This window comes from Streptomyces sp. NPDC056128, assembly GCF_042263835.1.
Classification (GTDB): Bacteria; Actinomycetota; Actinomycetes; order Streptomycetales; family Streptomycetaceae; genus Streptomyces.
On the sequence record NZ_JBHJVQ010000011.1, the window covers coordinates 166,169 to 182,220 of the forward strand.

Genomic DNA, 16,052 nt, shown 5'->3' on the forward strand with positions numbered 1-16,052 from the left:
GTCGCTTGACCGTTCGGCCCTCTTGGTATGTGTCACACCTTCAGGTACTTGCGCAACGCGAAGAACGCGGCCAACGCGGGCATCAGCAGGCTGGTGGCCAGGATGAGCGGCAGCTTCGTCAACACGGCGTCCCACCCGATGAAGTTGATCAGGTTCAGCTTCTCGGACAGGGCGAGACCGTGGTCGATGATGAAGTATCGGGCGACCACCAGGAAGCCGCAGGCGACACCACCGCCGATGAGTCCGGCGACCGCGGCCTCCATGATGAACGGCGCCTGGATGTAGAACCCGGAGGCGCCGACGAGGCGCATGATGCCGGTCTCGCGCCGACGGCTGAACGCCGAGACGCGCACCGTGTTGACGATCAGCATCAGGGCGACGACCAGCATGAGCGCCATCACCGCGCGGGCGGCCCAGTTCATGCCGTTGAGGAGGCCGAAGAGGTTGTCCAGGATGCCCTTCTGGTCCTGCACGGACTGCACGCCTTCCCGGCCGTCGAAGGCGGTGGCGATGACCTGGTACTTCTCCGGGTCCTTCAGCTTGATCCGGTACGACTCCTGCATCTGGTCCGGCGTGAGGGAGCTGGCCAGCGGCGAGTCGCCGAACTGCTCCTTGTAGTGCTTGTACGCCTCGTCCTGCGACTCGTACGTCACCTTGTCGACGACGGCCATCTCGTCGAGGTCGGACATGATCTGCTTCTTCTGGTCCGAGGTCACCGCGCCCTTGGCGCAGTTGGGGTCGGACTCGGCGTCGCTCTTGTTGCAGAGGAAGACCGAGACGTTGACCTTGTCGTACCAGTAGCCCTTCATGGTGTTGACCTGGTCGCTCATCAGCAGCGAACCGCCGAACAGGGCCAGGGACAGGGCGACGGAGACGATCACCGCGAAGGTCATCGTCAGATTGCGGCGAAGACCGACACCGATCTCCGAGAGCACGAACTGGGCGCGCATGGCGTCTCGTTAAGCCTTTCGTTCCTCGTCGTCAGTGCTGGTAGCCGTAGACGCCGCGTGCCTGGTCGCGGACGAGGCGGCCCTTCTCCAGCTCGATGACGCGCTTGCGCATCTGGTCCACGATGTTCTGGTCGTGGGTGGCCATGATCACGGTGGTGCCCGTCCGGTTGATGCGGTCGAGCAGCTTCATGATGCCCACGGAGGTCTGCGGGTCGAGGTTGCCGGTGGGCTCGTCCGCGATCAGCAGCTTGGGCCGGTTGACGAACGCCCGCGCGATCGCGACGCGCTGCTGCTCACCACCGGACAGCTCGCCGGGCCTGCGGTCCTCCTTGCCGCCGAGACCGACCAGGTCGAGCACCTGGGGCACCGACTTGCGGATCTCGCCGCGGGACTTGCCGATGACCTCCTGGGCGAAGGCGACGTTCTCGCCGACCGTCTTGTTCGGCAGCAGGCGGAAGTCCTGGAACACCGTCCCCAGCTGGCGCCGCATCTGCGGCACCTTCCAGTTGGACAGGCGGGCGAGGTCCTTGCCCAGGACGTGCACCTGGCCGTGGCTGCACCGCTCCTCGCGGAGGATCAGCCGCAGGAAGGTGGACTTTCCGGAGCCGGAGGATCCCACGAGGAAGACGAACTCGCCCTTCTCGACCTCCAGGGAGACGTCCCTGAGGGCTGGGTGGCTCTGTTTGGGGTAGACCTTGGAGACGTTGTCGAATCGGATCACGGATGCACCACGGGTCGCCGGGGGTAGATGTGCGTGACCATACGCGAACCGGGGAGCGGACCGCAGTCACCGGTCTGGGTTGCGTATCAGTTGCGCGTTTTGTCCCTGGCGGGAGGACGGGCGGGGTCCCCCGGAACCTGGCACAGTGGAAGGGGAACGTTCGTGTCGTTGCGGGCGTTGTTCTGACGGAGCCGGCGGCAAGGAGGGCGAGCGCATGACGTACGACCGGTTGGTGTGCGCGAACTGCGCGGCGCCCGTGAACGAGGGCCGGTGCCCGGTGTGCCGGGCGAACCGCGAGCGGATGCAGCAGGAGGGCCCCCTGGCGGGGCTGAACCCGATGACGCTGATCGCGCTGCTGGCGGTGCTGATCGCGGCGGTGGCCCTGCTGGCCCACCAGACCGTCTGACGGGCGCGTAGGGCCCCACAGGGCCTTTTGGAGACATGGCAGAGGGGCCCGGAGCGCTGTGCGCTCCGGGCCCCTTCGCGTGCCTGTGCCGTGCGTAGCCTGACGGCTACCTTCAGGCAGCGGCCCCGCCGCGACCGTTCATCATGCGCGGCAGCAGGCGGAAGCCGATACCGCCCGCGATCATCGTGGCGGCGCCGACCAGCAGGAACGTGGTCTCCGCGGCGCCGGTCTCGGCCAGCTCGTCACCGCTGCCCTGGGCGGCGGTGTCGGAGGCCGGGGCCTCTTCGCCGGTGTCGGTCAGGGCCGAGGAGCCCTCGTCCTGGGTGACGTTGTCGTTGCTGCCGCCGTCGGGGGTGGTGTTGTCGCCGCCACCACCGTTGCCGCCGGTGCCACCGGTGTTGCCGTTGCCACCGTTGTCGCCGGAACCGCCGGTGTTGCCGTTGCCACCGTTGTTGCCGTTGCCGCCGTTGTTGCCGGAGCCGCCGTTGTCGCCACCCTCGGTGGTGCCCTCGGACGTGCCCTCCGTGGTGCCTTCCGAGGTGCCCTCGGTCGTGCCCTCGGTGGTGCCTTCCGTGGTCCCCTCGGTGGTGCCCTCGGTCGTCCCCTCCGTGGTGCCTTCCGAGGTGCCCTCGGTCGTGCCCTCGGTGGTGCCTTCCGTGGTCCCCTCGGTGGTGCCTTCCGTGGTCCCCTCGGTGGTGCCCTGGGTCGTCCCCTCCGTGGTCCCCTCCGTGGTCCCCTCCGTGGTGCCCTCGGTCACGCCGACCGAGGTGCCCTCGGTGGTGCCCTCGGTGGTCCCCTCGGTCGTGCCTTCGGTGTCGCCACCGACGCTCACGCCGAGGTCGACGTTGGTGTCGCCGACACCCGCGCTCACGCCGATGTCGAGCGCCGAGGCGGCACCCGCGGCGGTCAGCGAGGCGCCGGCGGCGATCACGGCGCCGGCCGCTATGCGCGCGACACGGATGCGCGTCTTCTTCGTCATGTGGTTGCTACCCCCAGTAGCCGATTAGTCAGTGAGGCCGCACTCGGGGCCGTGATCGACGGGAGTGGCTGCGCTTATGTCCCCCGGTTCACATGCGCCCCAGAAATACGCATGCCGCGCCTCACCCTTACGAATGTTCAAAGCAACGTCAAGGCCATTGCGTACGCGATGTCCAGGTACGGGACGTATGCCGGACACAAAGGGTGTGAGTGTGATGTAAAACCCAGACATCACCGGCGTACGGCGGGCAGACAAAAGGCAACCGCCGCCCGGTGGACGGCGGTTGCCTTGTCGACAAAGCGGCGTGAGCGCAACCGCTTCGCGCTACTTCTCCTGCTGCTTGCGCCAGCGAATACCGGCCTCGAGGAAACCGTCGATCTCGCCGTTGAACACGGCCTCGGGGTTGCCCACTTCGTGCTCCGTGCGCAGGTCCTTGACCATCTGGTACGGGTGCAGCACGTACGAACGCATCTGGTTGCCCCAGGAGTTGCCGCCGTCGCCCTTGAGGGCGTCCATCTTGGCCTGCTCCTCCTGGCGGCGCCGCTCCAGCAGCTTGGCCTGGAGGACGTTCATCGCGGTGGCCTTGTTCTGGATCTGGGACCGCTCGTTCTGGCAGGAGACCACGATGCCGGTGGGGAGGTGGGTGAGCCGCACCGCGGAGTCGGTGGTGTTCACGCCCTGGCCGCCGGGGCCGGAGGACCGGTACACGTCCACCCGCAGCTCGGACTCGTCGATCTCGATGTGGTCGGTCTGCTCGACCACGGGGAGGATCTCGACGCCCGCGAAGGAGGTCTGGCGGCGCCCCTGGTTGTCGAAGGGCGAGATGCGCACCAGCCGGTGCGTGCCCTGCTCGACGGAGAGGGTGCCGTAGGCGTACGGCGACTGCACGGCGAAGGTGGTCGACTTGATGCCGGCCTCCTCCGCGTACGACGTCTCGTAGACCTCGGTCTTGTAGCCGCGCTGCTCGGCCCAGCGCAGGTACATGCGCTGGAGCTTCTCCGCGAAGTCGGCGGCGTCGACGCCGCCGGCCTCGGCGCGGATGTTGACGAGCGCCTCACGCGCGTCGTACTCGCCCGAGAGCAGGGTGCGGACCTCCATCTCGTCCAGCGCCTTCTTCACGGCCGTGAGCTCGGACTCGGCCTCGGCGCGGGTGTCCGGGTCGTCCTCCTCCTCGGCCATCTCGAAGAGCACGCCGAGATCGTCGAGCCGCCCGCGCAGGGCCTCGGCCTTCCGCACCTCCGCCTGGAGGTGGGAGAGCCGGCTCGTGATCTTCTGCGCCTCGTCCGGGTTGTCCCACAGGGAGGGCGCGGCCGCCTGCTCCTCGAGCACGGCGATGTCTGCCCTCATCCTGTCGAGGTCCAGGACGGCCTCGATCGACTCCATGGTCGAGGAGAGGGACTTCAGCTCTTCGGATACATCGACGACTGCCACGCGTCCAGCGTAACGGCTCCGTCGACCGGCCCCGGCCGGACCGTGACGCCGGGTGCCTGCGGCGGCGTGCGGCGGGGGTGCGCGGCCCCCGGTGCGCCGGGGGCCGCACGGGCCGGTGCGGGGCGCGGGCGGCGGGCGGCCGCCGTCGGCGATCCGGCCGGTCGGCGGCGATCGGCCAGGCCGCCTGGGGTCAGGGGGAGGCCGGGGCTGAGTTTCGGGTGTCCTGGGGGCCCGGGGCGGTTTCGTCGGGGCTGGTGGCCAGCCAGGTGCCGACGCCGATCGCTGCTGCCAGGGCGACCGCGCCGCCGCCCAGGGCGAGGCGGCGGCGGCGGGTGGCGGCGCGGTTGCGGGCCGAGCCGGGGCGTGGGGCACCGGAGGCGCGTGGGGCGCGGGCGGTGCCGCGGGCGCCGCCCGCCAGTTCGTCCGGGGCGGGCACGCGCATCGACGTGTGCGTGTCGCGGTTGGAGTCGGCCGGCTTCGCTCCCGGGACCAGTGGCACGGCCCCCCGGCGGCGTACCGGTTCCCCGGCGGGCGCCGAGGACGTCGCGGGCTCCTCGGGCGAGTCCTCCTCCTGCTCGGCGTCGGGCTCGTCCACGTCCAGCGGGCCCATCCCGGCCAGCATCGGCAGCAGCTCGCGCAGCCGGGCGCTCAGCTCGGAGGCGCGCAGCCGGGAGGCGGGGCCCTTGGCGAGGCACTGCACGAGGAGCTGCCACAGCTCGTCGGGGATGCCGGGGAGCGGGACGACCGTCTCGGTGACGTGGCGGCGCAGCACCGCGCCGGGGTGGCCGCCGCCGAACGGCGTGAAGCCGGCGAGCAGCTCGTACAACACCGTGGCCAGCGCGTAGATGTCGACCGCCGCGCGCGGGGGCAGGCCCTCGACGATCTCCGGAGCCAGGTAGTCCGGCGTGCCGATGATCTTCGTGGCCCGGGTGCGCCGAGGGGTGTCGATGAGTTTGGCCACCCCGAAGTCCGTCAGCAGGGCGGGGTGGGAGCCGCCTGGGCCGAGAGGGCCCTGCATGTCCAGCAGCACGTTCTCGGGCTTGACGTCGCGGTGCACGACCCCGGCGGCGTGCGCGGCGGCCAGACCGTCGGCGACGTCCGCGACGACGGCCACGGCGGCCTCGGGCGACAGGCGCCGCTCGCGGTCGAGGCGGGTGCGCAGGTCCGTGCCGCGGACCAGGTCCATGACCAGGGCGAGGTCGTTGCCGTCGACCACCAGGTCACGGACGGAGACGACGTGCGGGTGCTCCAGGCCGAGCAGGGCCGTGCGCTCCTGGACGAAGCGTGAGACGAGTTCCTCGTCGGACGCCAGGTCCTCGCGCAGCAGCTTGATCGCGACGGGCCCCTCGGGACCCTCGCCGAGCCACACCGTGCCGGCGCTGCCCCGCCCGAGGATCTGGTGGGCGGTGTACCGGCTGCCGATCTTCCGTGCCAAGACTGCTCCTACCGACGCGTGTTGTGCCTAAAAGTACGCGTCCACGGAGCCAACCTTCACAGCGGAGGCGGAAATCACCCGCCGGATGTCGACAAATCTCCAGACTCAGCTGCCGGAGGAGCCGCCGCCGTCCGAACCACCCAGGTTTCCGATCCAGTCGGTCGCCGTGGTGAACCAGTCGCTGAGCTGCGCCCAGTAGCCCTTGCCCGTGCCGATCCAGCCCTGGAGCGGGCTCAGCTCCCAGACCAGCCAGCCGGCCACGAACAGGATGACGAGCGTGAACAGGCACCCCTTGAGGCAGCCGAGCCCGGGGATGCGCATCGGGTTCGCGCTGCGCTGCCGCGGCGGGCGCGGCTCACGCCGGGGCGGCCGGGGCTCGGGCGTGGGCGGCGGCGCGTACCGCTGGGGCTGCTGCGGCTGCGGGGTGGCGTACCGCTGCGGCTGTTGCTGCTGCGGGTAGCCGTAGCCGGGCTGCTGGGGCGGCGGGCCCTGCGGGGCCTGCCGGGGCTGCTGCGGCGGGCGGGAGACCTGCCGCTGGGGGCGGCGGCGCAGCGGGTCCTGGTTCGGGTCGAGGTACTGGACCTGCGTCTGCTCGTTGCGGTCGCGGGCGGCGCGCAGCTGGTTCTGCCAGGGGTGCGGGTCGTCGGGTCCGCCGGGCTGCCCGCCCTGGCCCTGCCCCGGCGGCACCGGCGGCATGACGGCGGTGGGGTCGGCGGCGCCGGACGGGTTGCCGGTGTGCGGCAGGACGCTGGTCGCGCCGTTCGGGTCGTAGCCGCCGTTCTGCGGCAGGACCTGCGTCGGGTCGGCGGCCCCGGGGTCGCCCGGGACCTGTGCGGGCGCCGGGTCGGGGACGAGGAGCATCCCCACGTTCTCGGCGGCGCCGATCTGCGCGTTGTTCGCGTGCACGCCGATGCCGTCGGCGACGACGCGCAGGCCGCGGGCGAGGTTCTCGGCGCTGGGGCGTTCGTCGGGGTTCTTGCGCAGGCAGCGCTCGATGACCGTCCACAGCGGGTCGGGGACGGTGGAGGGGCGGCGCGGTTCGGCGCTCAGGTGCTGGTGCAGCACTTCGAGGGCGGAGCCGCCGCCGAACGGGGGACGGCCGGTGACCAGCTCGTACAGCAGGATGCCGGCGCCGTACACATCGACGGCGGAGGTCTGGGGGCGGCCCTCGGCGGACTCCGGCGCGACGTAGGCGGGCGTGCCGACGAACTCGTGGGTGCGGGTGAGACCGGGCGAGTCGGCGAGGCGGGCGATGCCGAAGTCGGTCAGCATCGGGTGCATCTCGCCGCCGGTCTGCTTCAGCAGCACGTTGGCCGGCTTCAGGTCGCGGTGGACCACGCCGTCCGCGTGGCTGGCGGCGAGGGCGTCGGCGATCTGGGCGGTGAGCAGGGCGGCGGCGACCGGGGTGAGCGGCCCGTTCTCCCGCAGGTAGCGGTGCAGGTCGGGACCGGCGACGAGGTCCATGACGAGCGCCAGCAGTTCGCCCTCCACGACCAGGTCGCGGACCCGGACGATGTTGGGGTGGGTGAGCCGGAGCAGGACGGAGCGCTCCCGCAGGAAGCGCATCACGATGTCGGGGTCGCTCGCGAGCTCTTCCTTGAGGACCTTGATCGCGACGGTCTCGCCGGGCTGTCCGGCCACGGCCGCCTCGGCGCCCGCGGTCTCCCGCTGGCGCGCACGCCAGACGGTGCCCGTCGCGCCGCGACCGAGGGGCTCCTCGAGGAGGTACTTGCTGCCTACCGGCCGCACGTCATGCGCTCCTAGTTGCTTGCTGGCTGTTCCGACCCACTGTAATGCCGCGCTCCCGGCACCGGGCTGTCGTCATTCCACGGTTGTTCCGTGGTTCCCATTGGTCCGCCGGTAAGCCTTACGTTCCGCTCCCGGCCCGTGTTCGAAGGAAAGACGCTCGACCCGGTCCCTTGGTTGCCGATGCCCGGACGTGACCGATCTCAAGCCGACGGTCTTCGATCACCTCCGAGGCACCTGTCAGGCATTTTTGGGGTCAGAGCCGACCAATCAAGATCATTTGACGGCGGGAGGCGGGCGCGTTGTCAGTGGCAGGTGCGAGGATGCGTGGAGAACTGGCCGACGTGCTCGTGTGGCGGTGGGGGAAGTCCGCGGTGGGTGACCGTGGTGACGGCTTCTGCCCGGCGTGCGGGCGCCCGCGCGAAGGGACCGCTGACGGCGATGCAGATCCGGCTGACCGTCGTAGACCCGCTGGGCCCGCATGCTTCGGCGGGGGGCCGCGCCGCGAGCAGCGACGTGCTGGTCACCGCGCCGGCCGGCACCGCCCTGGCCGCCGTCGCCTCCGCGCTGGCCGCGGCGCTCCCCGGCGGCGAGACCCCGGGCACCGGCCAGGTGGTGCTGTACGCGGGCGCGCACCGGCTCGACACCCAGCGCAGCACCCTGGGCGAGCCACCGCTGATCGACGGCGCCGTGCTCTGCCTGGGCGCCCCCGGCGAGCCCGACCCGGACACCGAGCCGGCCGGCGTCCCCGCCCAGCTCCACGTGGTCGCGGGCCCGGACGCGGGCGGCGTCCACCTCCTGCACGGCGGGCAGATCCGCCTCGGCCGCTCCGCCGACGCCGATGTCGCGCTCGACGACCCGGACGTCTCCCGGATGCACTGCGCGGTCACCGTCACCGCCGACGCACGCGTCTCGGTCGCCGACCTCGGCTCCACCAACGGCACCACGCTGGACGGCACCCGCGTGGGCGACCGCCCGGTCCGCTTCGCGCCGGGTGCGCTGCTGCGGATCGGCGAGTCGGCCCTGCGGCTGGTGCCGGTCCAGCGCGAGGCGACGACGCGGGCGGCGACGACGCCGGACGGAGAGGGGTACGTACGGCTGTCCGGGGCGGCGGCCCCCGCGCCGGGCGGCGGTGACGCCGACGAGGTGGCGCACGCGCGCGTGGCCGACGGCGGACACGCGGGCGACACGGACGGTGCCTCCCGCGCGGAGGGTCCCCGCCCGGCGGGCACCGCCTCCCGGGACGCAGGTGTGACGAGCGGCCCCGCGCGTGCGGGCGGTGCGGCGTCCCCCGGCTGGGAGACTCCGGCCCACGGGACCGGAACCGACGGCGCGAGCCGCCCAGGTGCCGGTGAGTGGGACAGCCCCGCCGGACTGGGCCACCGGGCCGACGGACCGTCGGGGTACGGCCGGGGTGCGACACCCACCGAGCCTCCCCAGGTGCCCGGCCAGGGCGGCGCGCCCCGCATAGAGAGCCACGGCACGGGCCCCACGGCCGGCTTCCCCCGGCAGACCCCTGCTGGGGGCGAGACCCACGGCGGGGCGGCGTCCTACGGGGCGTTCGACTCCGCGGCGGGTGGGTACGGCGCGGGCGCGTTCGGAGGGAGCGCCGCCGATCCGGACGGGCCCGACGCGCGTACGTCACGCGGTGGCGAGCACGGAACGCGCTCCACCGAGTCCGGGAGGTCGGACGCGGGTACGTCACGCGGTCGCGGCCATGGCGGAACCCCCGCCACCCCGGACGGCACCGGCACCCCGACCTCACGCGATGGCAGGCCCGCCGCTCCGGCACCCCGCAGGGGCGAACACGGAACGGACCCCGCCGAGCAGGGCAGGCCCGGCGCGGGAGCACCCCGCAGGGGCCAGCACGGAACAGACCCCGCTGAACCGGGCGGACCCGGCGCGGGAGCACCCCGCAGGGGCGAGCCCCGGACCGACCCCGCCGAGCAGAGCAGGTCCGGCACGGGCGCACCCCGCACCCGTCCCCCCGGCACGAGCACCCCCCGCCCCCAGCCCTCCGGCGCGGGCGGTCACCCCGAAGCCGCGCCCCCCGGAAGCGGATCGCACCCCGGCGCACCCGGGCGCGGCGGCGACGACGGTGGGGTCCCGGACGGTGGTACCGGACGTAAAGGCACCCCCCTGCGCGGCACCGACCTGCCGCAGGGTGTGCGGCGGCGCGGCGGTATCGGCGCGTGGGCGCGGCGGCTGACCGGAGGGCGCGGGAGTGCGCAGGACGACACCGCCACCGGTGCGCACGCCTACGACGACGAGGCGGCCGGACCGGCACCGACCGCACCCGGTGCTGCCTCGCACGCCCCGGAGACCTGGCCGGACGCCGCGTCGCTGCTGCTGACGGCGCTCGGACCCGGGCCCCGGCTGTGGGAGCGGGGCCCGGCGCACCCGGAGGCGCTGACCGTGCGGCTCGGTACGGCCGACCGGGTGGCGCCCGGCGGTGCCGCGCCGTTGCCCGCGGTCCCCGTGACCGCCGGGCTGCGCGAGGTCGGCGCGCTCGGCCTGGCCGGCCCGCGCGCCCGCCTCGCCGGGCTGGCCCGCTCGGTGCTGGCCCAGCTCGCCGCGCTGCACTCCGCGGAGACCCTGGAGATCGTCCTGATCAGCGCGGACCGCTCCCGTCCGCTCGCCGAGCGGACCGCCGAGTGGTCCTGGCTGGGCTGGCTGCCCCAGCTGCGCCCGGCGCACGGCCAGGACTGCCGCCTGCTCCTCGCCCACGACCGCGAACAGGCCATGGCCCGCGCCCACGAGCTGGTCCGCCGCCTGGACGACCACCTGTCGGACACCCGGCCCAAGGCCAGGCCGGCGACGGCCCCCGGCAGCACCCGGCAGCCCTCCTGGGCCCGGCCCGACGACGGCACCGACCCGGCCGACGGCTTCGCGGGGCCGTACAGCGTGGTCGTCGTGGACGGGGACCCCGGCGGGGCCGACGTGCGCGAGACCGTGGCGCGGCTGGCCCTGGAGGGACCGCGGGCCGGTATCCACGTCCTGTGCCTCGCGGAGACGGCCGCCGCCTCCCCCACCTCGCCCGTGGCGGAGACGTACGAGGCGGCCTGCGCGGTGTCGCCGGTGTTCCGGGAGTGCGGTGCCGTGGCGCTGCTGAGCGGCGACGTGGCGACGACCCTGCGGCTGCTGCGCGTCGCGCGCACGTCCGGCGAGGCCCCGGCCGGCCCGGTCGGGCACGGCACCCTCGGCACGGTCGACGCCGTCTCCCTCGCCTGGGCGGAGCGGTTCGCGCGCGCCCTGGCGCCGCTGCGCACCGACGCCCCCGCGGGCGGCGAGCGGCACGCGCGGGTGGCCGCGCCGCTGCCCCAGGCGGCCCGGCTCCTGGACGAACTGGGCCTCGCCCGCGCCACCCCGGCCTCCCTGATGGCCCGCTGGGCCGACGCCGCCGACGACACGCACGCCCTCGGCGGGCGCGCGCACGCGGTCCTGGGCGCCGGACCGCGCGGCCCCGTCACGGTCGACCTCGCCGCCGAGGGACCGCATCTGCTGGTCGAGGGCGAGCCCGGCAGCGGCCGCACCGAGCTGCTGCGGGCGCTCGTCGCCTCCCTCGCCTCCGCCGACCGCCCCGACCGCCTCGGCGTCGTCCTGATGGACGGCCGCGACAGCGTGGGCACCGACGGCGGACACGGCGAAGGACTGGCCGTCTGCACGGACGTACCGCATGTCACCACCCATCTCACCGCCAACGACCCGGTCCGCATGCGGGAGTTCGCCCAGTCCCTGAGCGCCGAGCTGAAGCGGCGGGCCGAGCTGCTAGGGCGGTCGGAGTTCCCCGAGTGGCACACCGGACGCGAGGTGTCGGGCCGCCTGGTCACCCAGCGCACGCCGCCCGACGGCGCACCCGGCACCGCGTCGGCGCCCGACAACGGGGACCTCGACTCCCCGCCCAGCTCCACCATGCGGCTGCGCCCGGGAGCGGCCCGGCGCCGGTCCGGGGCCGTACCGCCGCTGCCCCGCCTCGTGGTGGTCGTGGACGATCTCGACGCGCTCGTCACTCCCCCGCTCGGCTCGCCCGGGCGCCCCGCGGCCGGGTCGGTCATGCGGGCGCTGGAGGCCGTCGCGCGGGAGGGCGGGCGGCTGGGCGTGCACCTGGTGGCCGCCACCGCGCCGGGCGGCCGTACGGCCCAGACGGAGCCCGCGTTGCGCGCCACCCTGCGCATCACGCTGGACACCCCGGCCCCGGGACCGGACGAACCGATGCCGGGACGCGGCCGGTTGACCCGCCCCGACGGACCGGCCGTGGTCTTCCAGGCCGGAAGGGTCACCGGCCGCATCCCGCGCACCGCGACCCTGCGCCCCACGGTGATCCCCCTGGAATGGCACCTCATGGGCGACCCGCCCACCCGCCGCCCGGTACGCGAACTGGGCAACGGCCCCACCGACCTGGCCCTGCTGGCCAGCGCGTTGGAGCGGGCGGCCCGCGAGGTGGAGGCGGCACAGGTCCCCTCACTCCTCTGACGCCGGGGTCGTCACTGACAGCCCGTCCGGCGTTTGAGGACGAGGCCGTCCAGGCCGATGCGGGGGTCTGGGGGCGGCAGCCCCCAGCGACGCCCACACCCACGCCGCCCACCTGGTCACGACGCGGTCACGATCCCCCCGTTGACCGCGGACGCGCCCTTGCCGCCCTCACCCCCCTGGCGTACACCAGAGCGCACGGAAGAGCGCTCAACGTTCGACGAGGCACGAAGAACGGGGCAGTGATGCGCACGAGCAGCACCATGGGGCCACGCAGGACCCTCGGCAGAAGCACCCGGATCGCCGCCACCCTCGCCGCGGGAGCGCTCGCGCTCTCGCTCACCGCGTGCGGCGGCGACGACGACAACGGCGATGGTGACAAGGGCAGTCAGGGAGACGGCGGCAAGGACACGGCCGCCACCGTCACCCTCCCGAAGCTGGACGGCGAGAGTCTGGAGGTCGCCGCCGTCTGGACCGGCGCGGAGCAGGAGAACTTCAAGAAGGTCCTCGCCGAGTTCGAGAAGCGCACCGGCGCCAAGGTGACCTTCGTGCCCGCCCAGGACCCGATCATCAACTTCCTCGGTTCGAAGATCGCGGGCGGCGCCCCGCCGGACGTGGCGATGCTCCCGCAGCCCGGCGCCATCAAGCAGGCCGTCGAGAAGGGCTGGGCCAAACCGCTCGGCGCGGAGGCCACCAAGGAGCTGGGCGAGAACTACTCGCCGGGCTGGCAGGAGATAGGCAAGGTCGGCGGCAAGCAGTACGGCGTGTACTACAAGGCCGCCAACAAGTCGCTGATCTGGTACAACGCGCAGGTCTTCGAGAACGCGGGCGCCGCCGAGCCCAAGACCTGGGACGAGCTGCTCACCGCCGCCCAGACGATCTACGACTCGGGCGTGACGCCGTTCTCCGTCGGCGGCGCGGACGGCTGGACCCTCACCGACTGGTTCGAGAACGTCTATCTCTCGCAGGCGGGCCCGGAGAAGTACGACCAGCTGGCCAAGCACGAGATCAAGTGGACGGACCCGTCCGTCAAGGAGGCGCTGACCACCCTCGCCGAGATCTGGGGCAAGAAGGACTACGTGGCGGGCGGCGCGTCCGGCGCGCTGCAGACGGAGTTCCCGGCCTCGGTGACGCAGACCTTCACCGGCGGCGACCAGCCGAAGGCGGGCATGGTCTACGAGGGTGACTTCGTGCAGGTCAACATCGCCGAGACGGACGCGGAGGTCGGCACCGACGCGAAGGTGTTCCCGTTCCCGGCGGTCGGCGACACCGCGCCGGTGGTCTCCGGCGGCGACGCGGCCGTGGTCCTGGAGGACTCGAAGGCGGCGCAGGCGCTGGCCACCTGGCTGGCCTCGCCGGACGCGGCGACGATCCAGGCGAAGCTCGGCGGCTACCTCTCGCCGAACAAGAACGTCGACGCGTCGGCGTACCCGAACGACGTGCAGAAGAAGATCGCCGAGGCGCTGGTCGCGGCCGGCGACGACTTCCGCTTCGACATGTCGGACCAGGCCCCGCAGGCCTTCGGCGGCACGCCCGGCAAGGGCGAGTGGAAGGCCCTCCAGGACTTCCTGAAGAACCCGAAGGACGTCGAGGGCGCCCAGAAGCGGCTGGAGGCGGACGCGGCCGCCGCCTACGGGAGCTGACGGATGACGTCGGCCACGGCGGCGGGGACCTCACCGGGCCCCGCCGCCCCCAAGTCGCGCAGGAGCGTGACCGGCACCCGCAGGACCGTGGCGGCCCTGTTCCTGCTCCCCGCCCTGGTGCTGCTCGGCGCGCTCGTGGTCTACCCGATCGGGTACTCGCTGGTCCGCAGCTTCTACGACCAGTCCGGCGACTCCTTCGCCGGATTCGACAACTACCAGGCGCTGTTCACCGACGACGGCATCCGCACCGCCCTGAAGAACAACGTCATCTGGGTGGTGTTCGCGCCGACGGTCGCCACCGCGCTCGGCCTGATCTTCGCGGTGCTGACCGAACGGATCCGCTGGGGCACCGCGTTCAAACTGGTCGTCTTCATGCCGATGGCGATCTCGATGCTGGCGGCCGGGATCATCTTCCGCCTGGTGTACGACCAGGACCCGGACAAGGGCGTCGCCAACGCGGTGTGGGTCGGCGTGCACGACACGTTCGCCGAGTCGTCCGCGTTCCCGAAGGCGCACCCGGGCCGTGATTCGCCGCTGGAACCGGCCGGCGGCGGCGCCTTCGTCACCAAGCAGCCGGTCGACGCCGGCACTCCCGTCGTCCTCCCCCTCGTCGGCGTCGCCCCCGACCTGATGCCGGACGGCGCGAAGAAGGCCGTACCCGCCGAACCCGAGGACGGGAAGATCACCGGCACCACCTGGCAGGACTTCACCCGCGGCAAGGGCGTCGGGAAGCTCAACGGCGTCGACGCCGCCGAACTGGGCTACGCCGGGATGACGATCGAGGCGGTGAAGGACGGCAAGGTCGTCGCGTCGGCGAAGGCGTCCGGCGACGGCACGTTCACGCTGCCCGCCGCGGCCGACGGGGCGCTGCTCAGACTCCCCGCCGACAACTTCAAGGAGCCCTACAACGGCCTCAACTGGCTCGGCCCCTCCCTCGTCACCCCGGCCATCATCGGGTCGTACGTGTGGATGTGGGCGGGCTTCGCGATGGTGCTGATCGCGGCGGGTCTCGCCGGGATGCCCCGGGAACTCCTCGAAGCCGCCCGGGTCGACGGCGCCAACGAATGGCAGGTCTTCAGACGGGTCACGGTGCCGCTGCTGGCGCCGGTCCTCGCGGTCGTGGTCGTCACCCTGATGATCAACGTGCTGAAGGTGTTCGACCTGGTCTTCATCATCGCCCCGGGCTCATCGCAGGACGACGCGAACGTGCTCGCCCTGGAGCTGTACCGCAAGGGCTTCGCCTCCGACCAGCCGGGCATCGCCAGCGCCATCGCGGTGTTCCTGCTGCTCCTGGTGATCCCGGTGATGTGGTTCAACGTACGGCGACTGCGGCGGGAGGTGCGGCGATGACGGCGAAGCGTTCCCTGGGGGCGCGGCTGGCCGAGGGCGTCAGCGGCGGCCTGGTCCGGGTCTTCCTGATCGTCGTCGGTCTCTTCTGGCTGGTGCCGACGATCGGCCTGCTGCTCTCCTCGCTGCGCACCCCGCGGGACATGGCGGCGAGCGGCTGGTGGGAGGTCTTCACCAAGCCGTCCCAGCTCACCTTCCAGAGCTACGAGGAGCTGCTGAAGAACGGGGACATCACGTCCTCCCTGTTCAACACCGTGCTGATCACGGTCCCGGCGACGGTCCTGGTCGTGGTCATCGGGTCGCTGGCCGGGTACGCCTTCGCGTGGATGGAGTTCCCGGGCCGCGACTGGTGGTTCCTGGCCGTGGTCGGGCTGCTGGTCGTCCCCGTGCAGGTGGCGCTGATCCCGATCGCCGAACTCTTCGGCAAGATCGGCCTGTTCGGGTCGATCGTCGGCGTGGTCCTCTTCCACGTCGGCTTCGGCCTGCCCTTCGCGGTGTTCCTGCTGCGGAACTTCTTCGCGGAGATCCCCCGGGAGCTGCTGGAGGCGGCCCGGCTGGACGGCGCCGGTGAACTGCGGCTGTTCGTGCGGGTCGTGATGCCGCTCGGCGGGCCCGCGATCGCGAGCCTCGGCATCTTCCAGTTCCTGTGGGTGTGGAACGACATGCTGGTCGCGCTGATCTTCTCGGACTCCGGGAGCCAGCCGATCACGGTCGCGCTGCAGACGCAGGTACGGCAGTTCGGCAACAACATCGACGTGCTGGCGCCGGGGGCGTTCATCTCCATGGTGATCCCGCTGGCCGTGTTCTTCGCGTTCCAGCGGCAGTTCGTCTCCGGCGTGATGGCGGGCGCCGTCAAGTAGCCGCCGCGACAACACCCTTGAGGGGGCGGGCCGGACACCGGTCCGCCCCCTCATCCGTACGGGG

Annotated in this window: 11 protein-coding genes; 5 read left to right on the forward strand and 6 right to left on the reverse strand. The window is 72.7% G+C overall.

The window, feature by feature from the left end:
• Window positions 1-32: 32 nt before the first annotated feature.
• Window positions 33-950, reverse strand: coding sequence for a permease-like cell division protein FtsX (gene ftsX / locus ACFC1X_RS22305; RefSeq protein ID WP_122619808.1), 918 nt, complete (start codon window positions 948-950; stop codon window positions 33-35).
• A 31-nt stretch (window positions 951-981) separates the two neighbouring features.
• Window positions 982-1,671: a cell division ATP-binding protein FtsE gene (gene ftsE, locus ACFC1X_RS22310; protein WP_043372426.1), complete on the reverse strand. Its 690-nt coding sequence runs from the start codon at window positions 1,669-1,671 to the stop codon at window positions 982-984.
• Window positions 1,672-1,885: 214 nt separating this feature from the next.
• Here ftsE and ACFC1X_RS22315 point away from each other — a divergent pair, with 214 nt between their 5' ends.
• The gene (locus ACFC1X_RS22315; protein WP_161330910.1) at window positions 1,886-2,077 is read left to right on the forward strand and encodes a hypothetical protein; all 192 of its coding nucleotides are present in this window, start codon (window positions 1,886-1,888) and stop codon (window positions 2,075-2,077) included.
• 112 nt (window positions 2,078-2,189) lie between these two features.
• Here ACFC1X_RS22315 and ACFC1X_RS22320 read toward each other — a convergent pair whose 3' ends face one another.
• The 4 genes from ACFC1X_RS22320 to ACFC1X_RS22335 all read right to left on the reverse strand — a co-directional run bounded on the left by ACFC1X_RS22320 (window position 2,190) and on the right by ACFC1X_RS22335 (window position 7,671).
• The gene (locus tag ACFC1X_RS22320; protein WP_376356192.1) at window positions 2,190-3,056 is read right to left on the reverse strand and encodes a hypothetical protein; all 867 of its coding nucleotides are present in this window, start codon (window positions 3,054-3,056) and stop codon (window positions 2,190-2,192) included.
• A gap of 324 nt (window positions 3,057-3,380) precedes the next feature.
• Window positions 3,381-4,487: a peptide chain release factor 2 gene (gene prfB / locus ACFC1X_RS22325; protein WP_122619805.1), complete on the reverse strand. Its 1,107-nt coding sequence runs from the start codon at window positions 4,485-4,487 to the stop codon at window positions 3,381-3,383.
• A 190-nt stretch (window positions 4,488-4,677) separates the two neighbouring features.
• Window positions 4,678-5,922 carry a serine/threonine-protein kinase gene (locus tag ACFC1X_RS22330; RefSeq protein WP_376356194.1) on the reverse strand — a complete coding sequence of 415 codons (1,245 nt, stop codon included), beginning with the start codon at window positions 5,920-5,922 and terminating at the stop codon, window positions 4,678-4,680.
• A gap of 105 nt (window positions 5,923-6,027) precedes the next feature.
• Window positions 6,028-7,671, reverse strand: coding sequence for a serine/threonine-protein kinase (locus ACFC1X_RS22335; RefSeq protein ID WP_376356196.1), 1,644 nt, complete (start codon window positions 7,669-7,671; stop codon window positions 6,028-6,030).
• A gap of 438 nt (window positions 7,672-8,109) precedes the next feature.
• Between ACFC1X_RS22335 and ACFC1X_RS22340 the strand changes: the two genes are divergently transcribed.
• The 4 genes from ACFC1X_RS22340 to ACFC1X_RS22355 all read left to right on the forward strand — a co-directional run bounded on the left by ACFC1X_RS22340 (window position 8,110) and on the right by ACFC1X_RS22355 (window position 15,988).
• Window positions 8,110-12,141, forward strand: coding sequence for an FHA domain-containing protein (locus tag ACFC1X_RS22340; protein ID WP_376356281.1), 4,032 nt, complete (start codon window positions 8,110-8,112; stop codon window positions 12,139-12,141).
• Between the two features lie 242 nt (window positions 12,142-12,383).
• Window positions 12,384-13,781, forward strand: coding sequence for an ABC transporter substrate-binding protein (locus ACFC1X_RS22345; protein ID WP_376356198.1), 1,398 nt, complete (start codon window positions 12,384-12,386; stop codon window positions 13,779-13,781).
• Window positions 13,782-13,784: 3 nt separating this feature from the next.
• Window positions 13,785-15,131 carry a carbohydrate ABC transporter permease gene (locus tag ACFC1X_RS22350; protein ID WP_376356200.1) on the forward strand — a complete coding sequence of 449 codons (1,347 nt, stop codon included), beginning with the start codon at window positions 13,785-13,787 and terminating at the stop codon, window positions 15,129-15,131.
• Window positions 15,128-15,988, forward strand: a complete 861-nt coding sequence (locus tag ACFC1X_RS22355; protein ID WP_376356202.1) for a carbohydrate ABC transporter permease — start codon at window positions 15,128-15,130, stop codon at window positions 15,986-15,988. The genes ACFC1X_RS22350 and ACFC1X_RS22355 overlap by 4 nt, the downstream gene beginning before the upstream one ends.
• The last annotated feature ends 64 nt before the right edge of the window (window positions 15,989-16,052 follow it).